Origin of the sequence: Nocardioides sp. GCM10028917 (assembly GCF_042666175.1) — a bacterium.
Classification (GTDB): Bacteria; Actinomycetota; Actinomycetes; order Propionibacteriales; family Nocardioidaceae; genus Nocardioides.
Genome location: NZ_JBHTFL010000013.1, coordinates 142,530 through 159,062, shown reverse-complemented (window position 1 = coordinate 159,062; position 16,533 = coordinate 142,530). Strand labels below are relative to the sequence as shown.

Below are 16,533 nucleotides of genomic sequence, written 5' to 3'. Positions count from 1 at the left end.
CCTAGCCTTGACTTGTGACGACCACGACCCCGACCGCCGCGAGCGAGCCGAGCACGACCTCCCCCGCCCCCTGGCTGCCGGTCGCCGCCGGCGCCGTCACGCTGGTCATGTGGGCGTCGGCGTTCGTCGTGATCCGGCACGTGGCGCACGACGTGAGCCCCGGCGCGCTCGGGTCGGGTCGCCTGCTCGTCGCCGCGCTGGTGGTGCTGCCCCTGGTGCTGCGGCGCGGCTGGGTGCGCCCCACCCGCCGCGAGTGGACCCTGCTGGCGGCCGGCGGCGTCGGCTGGTTCGGCATCTACAACCTGGCCCTCAACGCCGGCGAGCGCGACGTCGACGCCGGCACCGCCGCGATGATCATCCAGATCGGCCCGGTCATCGTCGCCCTGCTCGCGATCCCGCTGTTCGGCGAGCGGATGCACGCGTGGCTGGTCGGCGGGATGCTCGTCGGCTTCGCCGGCGTCGCGGTCATCGCCCGCGGGTCCTCGACCGACGCGGACGCCAGCCTCCTCGGCGTGGGCCTCGTGCTCGTCGCCGCGGTGATGTACGCCGTCGGGGTGCTGACCCAGAAGGTCCTGCTACGCCGGCTGCCGTCCGTGCAGGTCGTGTTCGTCTCGTTCCTGATGGGCGCGCTGATCTGCCTGCCGTTCTCCGGCGACCTCCCGGGCATCGTCGCCGGCGGTGGCGCCGAGCTGTGGTGGATCGTCTACCTGGGCGTGTTCCCCACCGCCGTCGCCTTCACGACGTGGGCCTACGCTCTCACCCACACCGACGCGGGAGCCCTGTCGCTGACGACGTTCCTCGTGCCCGGCATCGCGACGCTCGTGGCGTGGCTGACCATCAACGAGGTCCCGCCGACCCTGAGCTTCGTCGGTGGCGCGCTGGCCATCGTCGGCGTGCTGATGACGCGCCGCAAGCCGCGGGCGCGAGCCGACGGTCCGTCTAGCTGACCGTCGCGCGGACCCAACGGTCCTGGCGGTCGCAGTGCCGGGCGTACCCGCGCGGCGTGCGCGGCCGTTGGGTCCGTTCGGCGGAGCGACCTCGGTAGATCAGGGCGTCGGGTCCGGGTCCGAGCCCGCCTCGAGCCAACCGCGGAAGGCCTCGAGGTTGCGGGTCGACTCGCCGCGGGAGATCCGCCACTCCCACTCCTTGCGGATCGACGTGGCGAACCCCAGCTCGAGGATCGCGTTGAACGACTCGTCGGCGTTGGCAAGCACGGAGCCGAGGATGCGGTCGAGCTCGTCGGCGTCGACCGAGGCCAGCGGCAGCCGCGCCTCGAGGTAGATGTCGCCGTGGCGGTCGACGGCGAACGAGACGGCGTACATCCTGAGGTTGCGCTCGAGCAGCCAGCGGTGCACCCGCGCGTGGTTCTCGTCGGGGTTGCGGCACACGAAGGCGTGCACGCCCAGCGCGTGGGCGCCGACGTCGAGGCGCACGGGCGTCTGGAGCTTCTTCTCCCCCGGCAGCGTGAGCGAGAAGCGCGCTCCCTCGACGCCCTCGCGGGCGCTCTCGTCGTGCTCGATCCCGTTGGCGACGAGGTAGTCGCGGACGACCTCGACGGCCGTCGTGGTGGCAGACGAGGAGGGGGCGCTCATGACGCCATCTCCGTACGCATGCGCCCGCTGGCACGCTCGTACGCGTCCAGCGTGCGGGCGGCGGTGAGCTCCCACGAGAAGTCCTGCGCGTGGGCGACCGCGCCACGGCCGAGCCGCTCGACCAGCTGCGGGTCGTCGATCAGGCGGCGGAGGCTGGCGGCCCAGTCGCGGGGCTCGTGGGTGTCGACGAGGATGCCGCTCACCCCGTCGCGCACGACCGTGGTGAGCCCGCCGACCGCGGCGGCCACCACCGGGGTGCCGGTCGCCTGCGCCTCGACGGCGACGAGGCCGAACGACTCGTTGTACGACGGGACCGCGACCGCGGTGGCGGCCGACGTCCACACGGCCAGCTCGGCCTGGCTGACCGGCGGGACGAACCGCACCACGTCGTTGATGCCGAGGCCTGTGGCCAGGTCGGCCAGGGCGGTGGGGTGCTCGAGCCCGGAGCCGGACGGTCCACCCACCACGGGTACGACGAGCCGGTGCCGCAGGGACGGGTCCTGCTCGAGCAGCACCGCGACCGAGCGGAGCAGCACGTCGGGCGCCTTGAGGGGCTGGATCCGGCCGGCGAACAGGAGCACCGCGGCGTCCTCGGGCAGGCCGAGCTGTCGGCGGGCCGCCGCGCGGCCGCGCGGGGCGAAGACGGAGAGGTCGACGCCGGGGTGGATCACCTCGACGGCGTCGGGGCTGGCGTCGTACAGGTCGATGAGCTGGCGGGCCTCGGTGTCGGTGTTGGCGACGAGGAGGTCGGCGGCCTCCACGACCTGCTCCTCCCCGATGACCCGGGACACGGGCTCCGGGGTGTCGCCGTCGGCCAGTGCCTCGTTCTTGACCTTGGCCATCGTGTGCATCGAGTGCACGAGGGGGACGTTCCACCTGTCACGGGCGAGCGCGCCGACCTGGCCCGAGAGCCAGTAGTGGGAGTGGACCGCGTCGTAGTGCCCCAGGGGCTGCATCGCCTCGGTGCGGAGCACCTCGCGCGCGAAGGTGCACAGCTGACCGGGCAGCTCGCCCTTGGTGAGTCCCTCGAAGGGGCCGGCGGCGACGTGTCGGACGAGCACGCCGTCGGCGGCCTCGACGACCTGCGGGAGGGAGGAGGACGTGGCCCGCGTGAAGACGTCGACCGCGATGCCCTGGGCGGCCAGGCGTCGCGAGAGCTCGATCACGTAGACGTTCATCCCGCCGGCGTCACCCGTCCCGGGCTGGTCCAGCGGTGAGGTGTGCAGGCTGATCATCGCGACCCGCTCGCCCACGTTGCCTCCTCGAGACCTCGACTGCGTGCCCCGGTCAGGGCACCTCAGGCACAACCCCGGGAGGTCCGCTGGGATTCCCGCGTGGATCCCCGGCGGTCAGCGGGCGTGGGCGCCGGCCGGGCGACGGCTGGTCCAGCGGCCCCGGCCACGCACCAGCGCGAGGCCACCGAGGACCAGGGCCACGACCCCCCAGAAGCCGTCGTACCACGAGGTGTCGGCGGGCCGGAACGCCTCGATGGCGGACAGCGCCAGGAGGGCGGACGCCACGCCGACGACGGCGCGCACGGCCACGGCGTCGCCCTTGACAAGCGTGGTGCCGAAGACGGCCGACGCGGCCATGAGGCACGCGAGGCCGATGACGTGGAGGACGTCAAGGACGGAGCCGTCGCCGCCGCCGAGCAGCGCGTGCAGGATCCACAGCACGCCGCCCAGGACAGCGAGCGACGCAGCGAGCTTCGCAGGAGGCATCGGACGAGTGTGCCACGCCCCACCCCTACGGGCGGTCCCGGGGCCGTGGGACGGGAGCTCAGCGCTCGTCGGTCCCCTGGTGGAAGCGCTGCTGCCAGTGCCCGCCGGCGCGCACCCAGAGGCTGCTGCGCAGCGTCGACCGCTCGTCGGCCAGCGCTCGCCACAGGAGCAGGATCGTGTCGCGGTCGACCCGCTCGACCGACACCACGTCGAGGCTCACCGGATCGATTGGGCCGACCTCGGCGAGGAGGTCCGCGCGGGTCCACAACCGGCCCGAGCGTCCGACCTCCTGCCACTGCGGATGGAGCAGGGCCGCGACGGCTGCCCGGTCGCCGCGCACCTCGTCGCTCAGCAGCGCCCGCTCCATGGCGACGACGTGCTCCTCGTCGGTCGGCTCCACCTGCAGGGCCTGGTCGGCGAGGTCGCTGAACAGGTCGGGCTCGTGCTCGACCTGCCCCACCGTTGCGGCGGGGTGGGCGGTGCTGCTGCCCGCGAAGCCCGGCCCGGCATCGGGCTCGACCCCGCGCTGGTAGGCGGACGCGGCCGCGTTGGCGCGCTTGTCGGCCGCCTCGTTGAGCTCGTGGCCGGCGTGGCCCTTGACCCACTCGAAGCGGACCTTGTCGCGCCGGCCCTCCATGGCGGCGTCGAGCGCCTTCATCAGCTCGACGTTGAGCACGGGCTTGCCGTCGCTCTTCTTCCAGCCCTTGCGCTTCCAGCCCGGCATCCACTTCGTGACCGAGTCGATGACGTACTTGCTGTCGCAGAACACGTGCAGCTCGTCGTCGACGTGGGCGGTCTGCTGGAGGAGGTCGAGGACCGCCATCAGCTCACCCATGTTGTTGGTGCCGCGCGGCCAGCCGCCGGACGCCCAGCAGTCGTCGTCGACGTACCACGCCCAGCCGGCCGGGCCGGGGTTGCCGAGTGCCGAACCGTCAGCCGCCGCGAAGATCACCCGCGCATCTTGCCAGCACAGGATCTTGGCAGGATGGGCGCATGACCGAGGACAGCACCCAGCCCCGCACCGCCGTCGTGACCGGTGCCTCCAGCGGCATCGGTGCCGCGACAGCACGCGCCCTCGCGGCGGAGGGCTTCCGCGTCGTGTGCGCCGCCCGCCGCACCGACCGCATCGCGGACCTGGCCGCCGAGATCGGGGGCGAGGCGATCACGTGCGACATCACCGACCAGGCGTCCGTCGACGCCCTCGCCGCGGCCGTGCGCACCTGCCACGTGCTGGTCAACAACGCCGGCGGTGCCGTCGGGGTCGACCGCGTCGACGGCGCCGACCTCGACGCCTGGCGCTGGATGTACGACGTCAACGTCCTCGGCCTCGTCCGGGTGACCAAGGCGCTGCTGCCCGCCCTCCGGGCCAGCGGCGACGCGGTGATCGTCAACGTCGGGTCGACGGCCGGGCGCTGGGCGTACGAGGGCGGCGCGGGCTACACCGCGGCCAAGCACGGCGTGAAGGTCGTGACCGAGACGCTGCGGCTCGAGCTCAACGGGGAGCCGGTGCGCATCAGCGAGGTCGCCCCCGGGATGGTCCGGACCGACGAGTTCTCGCTCGTGCGCTTCGGCGGCGACCAGGAGCGGGCCGAGGCGGTGTACGCCGGCGTCGACCAGCCGCTGCTGGCCGAGGACGTCGCCGACGCCATCGCGTGGGTGGCCACCCGGCCCTCGCACGTCGACATCGACGAGCTGGTGATCAAGCCGCGTGCCCAGGCTGCGGCACACAAGGTGCACCGCACCTGAGGCATGGAAGACTGCCGCGCGTGAAGACCATCGGACTCGTCGGCGGCATGAGCTGGGAGAGCAGCGCGGTCTACTACCGCGACCTCAACCTCGGGATGCGGGAGCGCCTCGGCGGGCTGTCCTCGCCCAGGCTGGCGCTCACGACGGTCGACTTCGCGGAGGTCACCCACCTCGAGGACGACGAGCGCTGGGACCAGGTCGGGGCGCTGCTCGCCGACGCGGCCCGCGGGGTCGAGCGGGCGGGTGCCGACTTCCTGCTCCTGTGCACCACGACGTTCCACAAGGTCGCCGACCAGGTCGAGGACGCGGTGGGCATCCCGCTCCTCCACCTCGGCGACGTCGTGGCGGAGGCGGTCAAGGCCGCGGGCGTCGGGACGGTCGGGCTGATCGGCACCAAGGTCGCGATGTCGGAGTCGTTCTTCGTCGACCGGCTGGAGGGCCACGGGCTGTCGGTCGTGGTGCCCGACGCGTCGCACCACGACTTCCTCAACGACGTGATCTACGAGGAGCTCGTGCACGGTGTCGTGCTGCCCCGCACGCGCAGCCGGGTGGTGTCGATCATCGAGGAGCTGTGGGACGCCGGCGCCGGCGGCGTGCTGCTCGGGTGCACCGAGCTCGAGCTCCTGGTCAAGCAGGCCGACGTCGAGCTGCCGGTCTTCCCCTGCACCACGCTGCACGTCCAGGCCGCGCTCGACGCGGCCCTCGCCGACGGCTAGACCGGCAGGGCGTACGACGTCGCGAGCCAGCGCAGGCCCGTCCACGCCGGCGAGAGCAGGTCGGTCGCGCCGGCCGACGCCGGCAGGCCGACCCGGAGCACCTGCGACCGGGCGCCTTCGGTGCTGACCAGCAGCTCGTCCCCGGCGAGGGCGACGCCCTCGCCCTGGTCCTGGGCGGGCAGCTCCCACGACTCGACGCCCTGCCACGACGGGAACGCCGACAGGTGGGCCGCCGAGTAGGTACGCATGACCACCCCTCCCCCGCCGGGCAGGAAGGTGGCGTCGGTGACGATGCCCGGTGCCTGGCCGACCTCGGTGAGGCGGTTGGGTCGGTCGGCGCGCAACCGCTGCGGGGCGGCGTACACCGTGCCGGCGAAGACACCCTTGGTGATGAGGAACAGCTGGCCGGTCACCGGGTGGCTGACCAGCGCCTCGGCGTCGCGCGGACCGTCGGGGTAGTCGAGCTCGTACACCTCCGGCACGACCTCACGGTCCCCGCGCCCGACCGGCACCCGCAGCACTGACACCGATGCGCGGGCGTGCCGGTTGTCGCCGATGTCGGCGACCCACACGTGGCCGGGGCCGGCAGGAGCCAGCGCCTCCACGTCCTCGGGATCGGTCGGCCACGTCGTCACGCCGACCGTGGTGCCGGTGGCGGGGTCGACGGTGAAGACCCGGCCGGAGTCGCCGGAGTCGTTGGTGGTCACGACCAGGCCGGCGTCGCGCCCTGCGCCCGGCATCACGACGAGTCCGCTCGACTCCACGATCTCGGGGTCCTCGAAGCGGAACGCCGGGTGGTCGGCCGCTCCCGGCGCACCGGCGGCCGCCCCCAGCAGGAAGGGGACGGCGACGAGGGCGCCCAGGGCGACCCGGCGACCGTCAGCCATGCCCGAGCAGCTCACCGAGCCGGGGTCGGACGCCCCAGGCGGCGATCAGGTGGTCGTACTCGCGAGCCGCGTCGGAGCCGTCGGCACCCGTGCGCACGGCCCGCAGCAGCGTGTTGCGCGGGGTGTGGGCGCTCTCGACGAACTCGACGACGTCGACGCGGTAGCCCTCGCGCCGCAGCAGCGCGGCACGCAGCGCGTCGGTGAGGGTGTCGGCGAAGCGCTCGCGCAGGATGCCGTGACGGGTGAGCATCGCGTAGGGCTCCGGCACGTCCGTCGTGCGGAGCTGGGCGGCGATGTCGTGGTGGCAGCACGGAGCGGCGAGGACCAGCGGGGCCTCCCACTCGAGCGCGCGTCCGAGGGCGTCGTCCGTCGCGGTGTCGCACGCGTGCAGGGCGAGCACGACGTCGGGCGCCTGCTCGAGCCGGGCGTCGGCGATCGACCCGACGACGAAGTCGGCCTCGATGCCCAGCTCGACGGCGACGCGCGAGTTGTGGTCTGCGGACTGCTGCTTGACGTCGACGCCGGTGACCCGCACCGGGAGGCGGTCGGAGAGGTAGGCGTGGGCGGCGAACGTGAGGTAGGCGTTGCCGCAGCCGAGGTCGACCACCCGCAACGGGTCGTCGGCGGTCGGGGTGCGCACCCGCCCCTGCGCCACGGCCTCGGTGAGGCTCGCGTCGAGCAGCCGGACGAACTCCTCCACCTGGCGGTACTTCGCCTGCCGGGTCGGCTTGACCCGCCCCTGCGCGTCGCTGATCCCGAGGGCGACGAGCACAGGGTGGTCCTCGGCGAGGAGCCGGTCCTTCGGCCGGTCGTGGCCCCGGGACGGCGCGACCTCGTCGGTGCGCGGCGCGGTGTGCAGCAGGGGCACGCCCTTCTTGGTCACCCGCAGCTGGTGCGTGATGGTGGTGGTGTCGACGTGCCAGTTGGCGAACGGCTCGGCGAGCAGCGCGTCCACCGCCGCCTCGGCCGCCTCGCCCACGAGGTGGTTGGTGGTGTGCGCCTGCGTGTCGTCGTACGACGTCACCTGCAGGTGGCGCCCGGCCCGGAGGTCGACGACCCGCACCTCGACACGACGCACCTCGCGTCCCTCCACGACGGGGACCGGGCGGCCCTTGCGCCGACCGCTCGCGAGCGCGCGCACGAGGTGGTCGGCGTCGAGGACCGCCGAGCGGACGGTGGCGAGCTCAGCCCCGGGGGTGGTGCTCACAGGACGGCGGCGAGGACGACGATGAGGATGAGTGCCCCGAGCGCCACCGGGATCACGAGTCGACGGTGGCGGGGGTTCATGTCCTCATCCTAGTGACCGGCGCGGCGCCGACTCATTCCTCGCTCCGTCGTCCCTGCTGCTTCACCAGTGCTCGAGCGACTCCCGGAACACGGTGGCCAGGTCCTCGGCCCTGACCTCGACGGGTGCGGTGGCGAGCAGGCGCTGCTGCTTGAGCGCACCCTCGACCAGGTCGTCGACGTCGGCCTGCCCGAAGCCGAGCTCGGCCAGGCCGCTCGGCAGGCCCACGTCCCGCATCAGGCGGCGCAGCACGTCGGGGAGCGGCTCGCCGGTGCCGCCGAGGAGCTCGGCCGCACGGCGGTGGCGCTCGGGCGCGGCGTCGTGGAGGAACGCGAAGGCGGCGGGCGCGGTCATCACGACGGCCATCCCGTGCGGGACGATCGGCTCGTCCGCGGGGTAGCCCTCGGGGCGGTAGTCGCGGACCCGGCCGGCGATCGGGTAGGCGCAGGCGTGGGGGACGTGGACGCCGGCGTTGCCGAAGCCCAGCCCGGCGAAGGTGGCGGCGAGCGCCATCTGCTCACGCGCCTCGGCGTCGGAGCCGTCACGGACCGCGCGCCGGAAGGAACCGGCCAGCAGCGACAGGGACTTCTCGGCCCACATGTCGGCGATGGGATTGGCGCCGCAGTAGGGCACCCGCTGCTCGGGCTGCTTGGCGTCGAAGTCGGCGAACCACCGCGCCGTCCAGCTCTCGAGCGCGTGGCAGAGGATGTCCATGCCCGCCGACGCGGTCACCATCGCGGGCTGCGTCATCGTCAGGTCCGGGTCGACGACGGCGAGGGTGGGCCGCAGCCGGGCGTGGGAGATGCCGGTCTTGACCTCGAGCGCCAGGACGTCCAGAACGCAGATGGTGGTCGACTCGGCTCCCGTGCCGGTGGTCGTCGGCACGGCGACGAGCGGCAGGAGCGGGTGCTCCGGCGCCCGACCGCCGCCGACCGGCGCGTTGACGTAGTCCATCAGCTCGCCGGGGTTGGTCAGCATGAGGTCGACCGCCTTGGCGGTGTCGATCGACGAGCCGCCTCCGACCGCCACCACGGCGTGGAAGGGGCCGCTCTCGCGGGCCGCGGCGACGGCTGCCTCGAGCGAGGCATCGGTCGGCTCGACCCGGGCCTCGGCGTAGAGGACCACCTCGAGGCCGCGGGACCGCATGCTGTCGGCGATCCGGTCGGGGTGCCCGGTGGCCGCCACCCCGGGGTCGGTGACGAGCAGCACCCGCCGCGCCGCGTCGCCCGGGACGTCGCGGCACAGCTGCTGGACGTCCCAGCCGATCTCGTCGCTGGCGCCGCGGCCGAACTTCAGCCCGGGTGCGGCATAGGTGAAGATGCGCTCAGTCACGCCGGGCTCCCAACGCGTAGGTGACGACGTCGAGCACGTCGACCTCGCCGGATGCGATCCGTGTCATGGGCACCCACGCGACGGCGTCGGTGGTGCCGTCCACCTCCACCACTCGGGGCTCCCCGTCGGCGACGCTCGCCCGGTAGAGGAGGTGCACGCCGTGGTAGTCCTCGATCCGCCCCGACGGGGCGGTGCCGGAGAAGTGGGTGTCGTGCACCCCGAGCAGCGCGCCGACCTCGCACGGAAGCCCGCACTCCTCCTCGACCTCACGTGCCAGCGCGACCGACGGGTGCTCGCCGTGGTCCACACCCCCGCCGGGCAGCGTCCACTGCCCGGGGTGCGCGGCGCTGGACGAGAGACGGGTGAGCAGCACCTCGTCGCCGCCTGCGGCGCAGCGGCTGACGACGGCGTACGCCGCGACGCGCTGCAGCCGGAAGGGGCGGTGGTCGACGAGGGCCTCGGTCACCACGGACGACACCGGCACGGCACCCGAGGAGACGTCGTCGAGCGCCTTCCAGGCGGCCTCGACCGTGGAGCCGTCGACCTCGACCACCCGCGGGGCGGGCGCGTCCGGTGCCACCCAGCCCTCGTAGACGAGCCGGATGGCGTGGGCGTCGACGAGCTGCCCGTCCCGCGGCGCGCGAGGCATGTGCGCGCTGTAGACGCGGGCCCGGTCACCCACGGTGGCGTCGAGGCCCGCCTCCTCCTGCACCTCGCGGATCAGGGCGTCGCGCGGGTCCTCGCCGTGGTCGACGCCGCCCCCCGGGAGAGTCCACAGCTCGGAGCGGGAGACCCGTGGCGCCAGGCGGCTCAGCAGGATCTCGACCCGACCACCACGCTCGCGGAGGATGACGGCGTACGCCGCCACCCGCTGTCGCCTCGGCAGGGAACCCATGCCTCCAACCTAGTGAAGTACGGTGTGCGCCGTGTCCCCCGCGTCCCGAGATCCGTGGCTCGACAACGTCAAGATGGTCCTGGTCACGCTGGTCGTCGTGGGGCACGCGATCGGGCTCGTCGAGGCCAGCGCGGGCAGCCACTGGGTCTACGACTTCATCTACCTGTGGCACATCCCGGCCTTCGTCTTCATCAGCGGCTACCTCTCGAAGTCCTTCGAGTGGGACCGGCGACGGATGAAGAACCTGGTCTACACGCTCCTGGTCCCCTACCTCCTCTTCGAGCCTGCGCTGTTCTACTACCGCCGGGGGGTGATCGGCGAGGACGTCACCGGCCCGCTGTGGCTCCAGCCCCACTGGACGATGTGGTACCTCATCGTGCTGCTGATGTGGCGGCTGGTGACACCGATCCTGAAGCGGCACTGGCTCTTCCTGCCGCTCTCGGTGATCGTCAGCCTGCTCGGCGGGCTCTGGACGGACGACTCCCTGATGATCCCGCGCTTCCTCGGCCTGCTGCCGTTCTTCGTGCTGGGCCTCCACCTCAAGCCCCGCCACCTCGCGCACCTCGACGACGTGTGGGTCAAGGTGGCCGCCGTGCCGATGCTGGTCGGCATCGGCGTGATGGCGCTCTACACCGACACGTGGGCCGAGACCGCCCTGCTCTGGTACGACACCGGCTACTCCGACCTCCCCATCGACAACGAGATCGCCTTCCAGACCCGGCTCACCGTGATGATGGTCGGGCTCGTCGGCGCCTTCGCCGCGATGTCGCTGGTGCCCCGCCGCAACCTCGGGTGGTTCACCACGATGGGCACCGCGACGATGGTCGTCTACCTCTTCCACGGCTTCGTCATCAAGACGTTCATGGGGCTCGGCTGGCCCGACTTCACCGCGTCCTACCCGACGCTCGGCCTGGTCCTGACCGTCCTCGGTGCAGTCGGCCTCAGCCTGTTCCTCGCGTGCCCGCCCGTGCGGCGGGTGCTCGAGCCGTTCACCAACCCGCTCGGGTGGCTCGAGACGCGCCGCAACCGGGCCAGCTCGGCCCCCACGTCCGTCTGACCGCGGCTCGCGTCACGGCGTCGGGGCGTGCTCCCGGCTCAGGCGAAGGGTGGCCGGGCGTCACGCGTCATCGACCGGCGGCCGGCCCAGCGCCAGACGCGCGCAGCGCGGTCGCGGTCGGCGTCGTCGACGAGGTTGCCCATCCAGCGCAGGGCGAGCGTCATCAGCCAGTCCGAGCGCATCCCGGCCGGGCCGAGCGCCGCGACCACCTTCGGCTGCGTGGCGATCCCGGCGAGGCGGCGGGCGATCGAGAACGCCTCGCCGTAGTGCTCCACCAGCGTCGAGCGCCAGGCCTCACCGAGGCCGACGCCGCTCGCGATGTGCTCGGCGACGAGGCGACCGGTCTCGAGGCCGTAGTCGATGCCCTCGCCGTTGAGCGGGTTGACGCACGCGGCGGCGTCACCGATGAGCGCCCAGTTGGGGCCGGCGACGTTGCTGACCGCGCCACCCATCGGCAGCAGCGCCGACGTCGGCATCCGCAGCTCCCCCGAGAGCCCGAAGTCCGCGCCGATCGTGTCGGCGTAGGTCTGCATCAGGGGCTTGATGGCGACCTCGGCAGGGCGTCGGCTCGTCGCCAGCGTGCCGGCGCCGAGGTTCACGGTGCCGTCGCCGAGCGGGAAGATCCACCCGTAGCCCGTCACCAGCTCGCCCTGCTCGTCGCGGAGCTCGAGGTGCGAGCTGATCCACGGGTCGTCGCTCATCTCCGAGTCGACGTAGGAGCGACCGGCCACCGCGTAGACGGTGTCGCGGTGCCACTCGCGCCCGAGGAGCTTGCCGAGGGGTGAGCGGACGCCGTCGGCCACGACGAGCCACCGGCAGGCGACCTCGTAGGTGCCCTCGGCGTCGCGCAGCTCGACGGCCGCGACCCGCTCCCCCTCGTGGCGTACGCCGACCGCGCGGGCGCCGTCGACGGCACGTGCGCCGCTCTTGATCGCCACCGTGCGCAGGTGGTCGTCGAGCTCGGTGCGAGCGACCGCCGACCCCCAGTCGGGCAGCGAGCCGCCCGGCCACGGGAGCAGGAGGGTCTGGCCGAATCCGTGGGCACGCAGGCCCTCGTTGACGGTGTGGGCACGGAGCCAGTCCTCGAGGCCGAGCTTCTGCATCTCCCCGATCGCGCGGGGGGTCAGCCCGTCACCGCAGGTCTTGTCGCGAGGGAACGTCGCCGCGTCGGCCAGCACGACGTCGAGCCCGGCACGGGCGGCCCACGCCGCGGCGGCGGAGCCGGCGGGTCCGGCGCCGACCACCAGCACGTCGGCGGAGGTCGGGCGCGAGGAGGGGGTCGTCACGGCCAGATCCTCTCAGGCGGGTCAGCATCCGCCGAAATGGCCCGAACCCCGACCTCCCTTGCGGGGGGCCGGGGTTCGGAGGTGACTCGATCAGTTCTGGTAGGAACCGAAGTCGAAGTCGTCGAGTGCGACCGCCTGCGACGACGGACCGAAGTCGTAGTCGTAGGAGTCGTAGCCGGTGACCGAGTAGGCCGCGGCGCGCGCCTCCTCGGTGGGCTCCACCCGGATGTTGCGGTAGCGCTCGAGGCCGGTGCCGGCCGGGATGAGCTTTCCGATGATCACGTTCTCCTTCAGGCCACGGAGGCTGTCGGAGCGGCCGTTGATCGCGGCGTCCGTGAGCACCCGGGTGGTCTCCTGGAAGGAGGCCGCCGAGAGCCACGACTCGGTCGCGAGCGAGGCCTTGGTGATGCCCATGAGGACCGGGCGACCCGAGGCCGGCTTGCCGCCCTCGGAGACCACGCGACGGTTCTCCTCCTCGAACCGCACCCGGTCGACCAGGTCGGACGGGAGCAGGTTGGTGTCACCGGACTCGATGACCGTCACGCGACGCAGCATCTGCCGCACGATGATCTCGATGTGCTTGTCGTGGATCGCCACGCCCTGCGAGCGGTAGACCTCCTGGACCTCGTCCACGAGGTGCTCCTGGGCCTTGCGGACGCCGAGGATGCGCAGGACGTCCTGCGGGTCGGGCGTACCGGAGGTGATGTGGTGACCGACGTTGATGTGGTCGCCGTCCTCGACGTTGAGGCGCGAACGCTTCGACACCGGGATCTCTTGGACCTCGGAGCCGTCGTCGGGGGTGACCACGACGACGCGGGCCTTGTCGGTCTCCTCGATCTTCACGCGACCGGCGGACTCCGAGATCGGCGTACGACCCTTGGGCGAGCGGGCCTCGAAGAGCTCGACCACACGGGGCAGACCCTGCGTGATGTCGTCGGCGGAGGCCACACCACCGGTGTGGAACGTGCGCATGGTCAGCTGCGTGCCGGGCTCCCCGATGGACTGGGCGGCGATGATGCCGACCGCCTCACCGATGTCGACCAGCTTGCCGGTGGCCAGCGAGCGGCCGTAGCACTTGGCACAGGTGCCGGTGCGGGCGTCGCAGGTCAGGACCGAGCGGACCTTGACCTCGGTGACACCGGCGGCCACGAGCTCACCGATCTTGACGTCACCCAGGTCCTCGCCGGCGGTGGCGAGCACCTCACCCGTCTCCGGGTGCAGGATGTCGACCGCCGAGGAGCGGGCGTAGGCCGAGGTCTCCACGTGCTCGTCGTCGATCCGCTTGGGCAGGCCACGCTCGGTACCGCAGTCGTCCTCACGGATGATGACGTCCTGCGACACGTCCACCAGACGACGGGTCAGGTAGCCCGAGTCGGCGGTGCGGAGCGCGGTGTCGGCGAGACCCTTGCGGGCACCGTGGGTGGCGATGAAGTACTCGAGCACCGTCAGGCCCTCGCGGAAGTTGGCCTTGATCGGGCGCGGGATGATCTCGCCCTTCGGGTTGGCCACCAGACCACGCATGGCCGCGACCTGCCGGATCTGGTTCATGTTTCCCGAGGCACCCGAGTCGACCATCATGTAGATCGGGTTCTTGCGGTCGAAGTTGGCCTCCATCGCGCGACCGACCTCGGCAGCAGCCTGGGTCCACAGCTCAATGAGCTCCTGACGACGCTCGTCGTCCGTCATCACACCGCGCTCGTAGTTCTTCTGGACCTTCTCGGCCTGGGCCTCGTAGCGGCCCAGGATCTCGGCCTTGCTGTCGGGCGTGGTGACGTCGTCGATCGAGACGGTCACACCCGAGCGCGTGGCCCAGTGGAAGCCGGCGTCCTTGAGGGCGTCGAGCGAGGCAGCGACCTGCACCTTGGTGTAGCGCTCGGCGAGGTCGTTGACGATCGCGCCGAGACGCTTCTTGCCGACCTCCTCGTTGACGAACGGGTAGTCCGCCGGGAGCGTGTCGTTGAAGTGGACACGGCCGAGGGTGGTGTCGAGCAGGAGAGCGGTCCGCTCCTCCCAGTCGGCGCCGAGCTCGAGGTCGAGCGGCGGCACCACGTCGGTGAGGCGGATCCTGATCTTGCTCTGCAGCGTGATCTCGCCACGGTCGAAGGCCATGATCGCCTCGGCCGGGCTGGAGAAGACGCGACCCTCGCCGGGCTCACCGTCACGGTCGGCGGTCAGCCAGAACAGGCCGATGATCATGTCCTGCGAGGGCATGGTCACCGGACGGCCGTCCGACGGCTTGAGGATGTTGTTGGTCGACAGCATCAGGATGCGGGCCTCGGCCTGCGCCTCCGCGGACAGCGGCAGGTGCACGGCCATCTGGTCACCGTCGAAGTCGGCGTTGAACGCGCCGCAGACGAGCGGGTGGATCTGGATGGCCTTGCCCTCGATCAGCTGCGGCTCGAAGGCCTGGATGCCGAGGCGGTGCAGGGTGGGCGCGCGGTTGAGCAGCACGGGGTGCTCGGTGATGACCTCTTCGAGGACGTCCCACACGACCGGGCGGGCGCGCTCGACCATCCGCTTGGCGGACTTGATGTTCTGCGCGTGCGACAGGTCGACCAGGCGCTTCATGACGAAGGGCTTGAACAACTCGAGCGCCATCTGCTTGGGCAGGCCGCACTGGTGCAGCTTGAGCTGCGGACCCGACACGATGACCGAACGGCCCGAGTAGTCCACGCGCTTGCCGAGCAGGTTCTGGCGGAAGCGACCCTGCTTGCCCTTCAGCATGTCGGAGAGCGACTTCAGCGGCCGGTTGCCCGGGCCGGTGACCGGACGACCGCGACGACCGTTGTCGAAGAGGCTGTCCACGGCCTCCTGCAGCATCCGCTTCTCGTTGTTGACGATGATCTCGGGCGCGCCGAGGTCGAGCAGTCGCTTGAGGCGGTTGTTGCGGTTGATGACGCGGCGGTAGAGGTCGTTCAGGTCGGAGGTGGCGAAGCGGCCACCGTCGAGCTGGACCATCGGACGCAGGTCCGGCGGGATCACCGGGACGGCGTCGAGCACCATGCCGATGGGCTGGTTGCCGGTCTTGCGGAACGCGTCGACGACCTTGAGGCGCTTGAGGGCGCGGACCTTGCGCTGGCCCTTGCCGTTGGCGATCGTGTCGCGCAGCGACTCGACCTCGGCCTCGATGTCGAAGTCCTGGAGGCGCTTCTGGATCGCCGTGGCGCCCATGTGGCCCTCGAAGTACTTGCCGAACCAGTTCTTCATCTCGCGGTAGAGCAGCTCGTCGCCGAGCAGGTCCTGGACCTTGAGGCTCTTGAAGGTGTCCCAGACCTCCTCGAGACGCGCGATCTCACGGTTGGCGCGGTCGCGGAGCTGGTTCATCTCGCGGTCGGCACCGTCGCGCACCTTGCGCTTGGCGTCGGCCTTGGCACCCTCGGCCTCGAGGGTGGCGAGGTCCTCCTCGAGCTTCTTGGCGCGGTCCTCCACGGAGGTGTCGCGGCGCTTCTCGAGGCGCTCGCGCTCCAGGCCGACCTTGTTCTCCAGGGAGTCCATGTCGCGGTGGCGCGCGTCCTCGTCGACCGAGGTGATCATGTAGGCGGCGAAGTAGATGACCTTCTCGAGGTCCTTCGGCGCCAGGTCGAGCAGGTAGCCCAGGCGCGACGGGACGCCCTTGAAGTACCAGATGTGGGTCACGGGAGCGGCGAGCTCGATGTGGCCCATGCGCTCACGGCGCACCTTGGAGCGGGTGACCTCGACGCCGCAGCGCTCGCAGATGATGCCCTTGAAGCGCACGCGCTTGTACTTGCCGCAGTAGCACTCCCAGTCCCGGGTGGGACCGAAGATCTTCTCGCAGAAGAGGCCGTCACGCTCGGGCTTGAGCGTGCGGTAGTTGATGGTCTCCGGCTTCTTGACCTCGCCGTGGCTCCACGTGCGGATGTCGTCCGCGGTGGCCAGGCCGATCTGAAGCTGGTCGAAGAAGTTAACGTCGAGCACGATGGCTGTAGTCCTTCGTTAGTACGTGGAAAGTGGAGCTGGGGACCGAGGGGGCCCGCCCGCTGGTCGTGACGGTCGCG

The 16,533-nt window shown here is 71.8% G+C and carries 14 protein-coding genes; 4 read left to right on the top strand and 10 right to left on the bottom strand.

Annotated features, from left to right (window positions below; all coding sequences use genetic code 11):
- The first annotated feature begins 14 nt into the window (after window positions 1-14).
- Window positions 15-947, top strand: a complete 933-nt coding sequence (locus ACFQW6_RS20860; RefSeq protein WP_378550147.1) for a DMT family transporter — start codon at window positions 15-17, stop codon at window positions 945-947.
- Between the two features lie 99 nt (window positions 948-1,046).
- Here ACFQW6_RS20860 and ACFQW6_RS20855 read toward each other — a convergent pair whose 3' ends face one another.
- From ACFQW6_RS20855 to ACFQW6_RS20840, 4 genes are all read right to left on the bottom strand, one after another.
- Window positions 1,047-1,592 (bottom strand): YbjN domain-containing protein, encoded by a 546-nt coding sequence (locus ACFQW6_RS20855; protein ID WP_378550144.1) that lies wholly within the window; start codon window positions 1,590-1,592, stop codon window positions 1,047-1,049.
- On the bottom strand, window positions 1,589-2,845 hold the full coding sequence (gene mshA, locus ACFQW6_RS20850) for a D-inositol-3-phosphate glycosyltransferase (protein ID WP_378550141.1): 1,257 nt from the start codon (window positions 2,843-2,845) through the stop codon (window positions 1,589-1,591). Before mshA ends, ACFQW6_RS20855 begins: the two co-directional genes overlap by 4 nt.
- 96 nt (window positions 2,846-2,941) lie before the next feature.
- Window positions 2,942-3,313, bottom strand: a complete 372-nt coding sequence (locus ACFQW6_RS20845) for a hypothetical protein (RefSeq protein ID WP_378550138.1) — start codon at window positions 3,311-3,313, stop codon at window positions 2,942-2,944.
- 58 nt (window positions 3,314-3,371) lie between these two features.
- Complete coding sequence (locus ACFQW6_RS20840) at window positions 3,372-4,265, bottom strand: RNase H family protein (protein ID WP_378550135.1); 894 nt, start codon at window positions 4,263-4,265, stop codon at window positions 3,372-3,374.
- A 41-nt stretch (window positions 4,266-4,306) separates the two neighbouring features.
- Between ACFQW6_RS20840 and ACFQW6_RS20835 the strand changes: the two genes are divergently transcribed.
- Complete coding sequence (locus ACFQW6_RS20835; protein WP_378550132.1) at window positions 4,307-5,059, top strand: SDR family NAD(P)-dependent oxidoreductase; 753 nt, start codon at window positions 4,307-4,309, stop codon at window positions 5,057-5,059.
- A gap of 20 nt (window positions 5,060-5,079) precedes the next feature.
- Window positions 5,080-5,775, top strand: coding sequence for an aspartate/glutamate racemase family protein (locus ACFQW6_RS20830; RefSeq protein ID WP_378550129.1), 696 nt, complete (start codon window positions 5,080-5,082; stop codon window positions 5,773-5,775).
- On the opposite strand, the gene ACFQW6_RS20825 is transcribed toward ACFQW6_RS20830, so the two are convergent.
- The 4 genes from ACFQW6_RS20825 to ACFQW6_RS20810 all read right to left on the bottom strand — a co-directional run bounded on the left by ACFQW6_RS20825 (window position 5,772) and on the right by ACFQW6_RS20810 (window position 10,174).
- Window positions 5,772-6,662 (bottom strand): hypothetical protein, encoded by an 891-nt coding sequence (locus ACFQW6_RS20825; RefSeq protein WP_378550126.1) that lies wholly within the window; start codon window positions 6,660-6,662, stop codon window positions 5,772-5,774. The two genes, ACFQW6_RS20830 and ACFQW6_RS20825, sit on opposite strands and share 4 nt — an antisense overlap.
- The gene (locus tag ACFQW6_RS20820; protein ID WP_378550123.1) at window positions 6,655-7,869 is read right to left on the bottom strand and encodes a class I SAM-dependent methyltransferase; all 1,215 of its coding nucleotides are present in this window, start codon (window positions 7,867-7,869) and stop codon (window positions 6,655-6,657) included. Before ACFQW6_RS20820 ends, ACFQW6_RS20825 begins: the two co-directional genes overlap by 8 nt.
- A gap of 141 nt (window positions 7,870-8,010) precedes the next feature.
- The gene (locus ACFQW6_RS20815) at window positions 8,011-9,279 is read right to left on the bottom strand and encodes a hydroxyacid-oxoacid transhydrogenase (protein ID WP_378550120.1); all 1,269 of its coding nucleotides are present in this window, start codon (window positions 9,277-9,279) and stop codon (window positions 8,011-8,013) included.
- Window positions 9,272-10,174, bottom strand: a complete 903-nt coding sequence (locus tag ACFQW6_RS20810; protein WP_378550117.1) for an NUDIX domain-containing protein — start codon at window positions 10,172-10,174, stop codon at window positions 9,272-9,274. The genes ACFQW6_RS20815 and ACFQW6_RS20810 overlap by 8 nt, the downstream gene beginning before the upstream one ends.
- Window positions 10,175-10,205: 31 nt before the next feature.
- On the opposite strand from ACFQW6_RS20810, the gene ACFQW6_RS20805 reads away from it, so the two are divergent.
- Window positions 10,206-11,231 (top strand): acyltransferase family protein, encoded by a 1,026-nt coding sequence (locus ACFQW6_RS20805; RefSeq protein WP_378550114.1) that lies wholly within the window; start codon window positions 10,206-10,208, stop codon window positions 11,229-11,231.
- Between the two features lie 38 nt (window positions 11,232-11,269).
- On the opposite strand, the gene ACFQW6_RS20800 is transcribed toward ACFQW6_RS20805, so the two are convergent.
- Together ACFQW6_RS20800 and ACFQW6_RS20795 are read right to left on the bottom strand one after the other, a co-directional pair.
- On the bottom strand, window positions 11,270-12,517 hold the full coding sequence (locus tag ACFQW6_RS20800; RefSeq protein WP_378550112.1) for a geranylgeranyl reductase family protein: 1,248 nt from the start codon (window positions 12,515-12,517) through the stop codon (window positions 11,270-11,272).
- 90 nt (window positions 12,518-12,607) lie between these two features.
- Entirely contained in the window at window positions 12,608-16,453 is a 3,846-nt protein-coding gene (locus ACFQW6_RS20795; protein ID WP_378550109.1) for a DNA-directed RNA polymerase subunit beta', read from the bottom strand.
- Window positions 16,454-16,533: the final 80 nt, after the last annotated feature.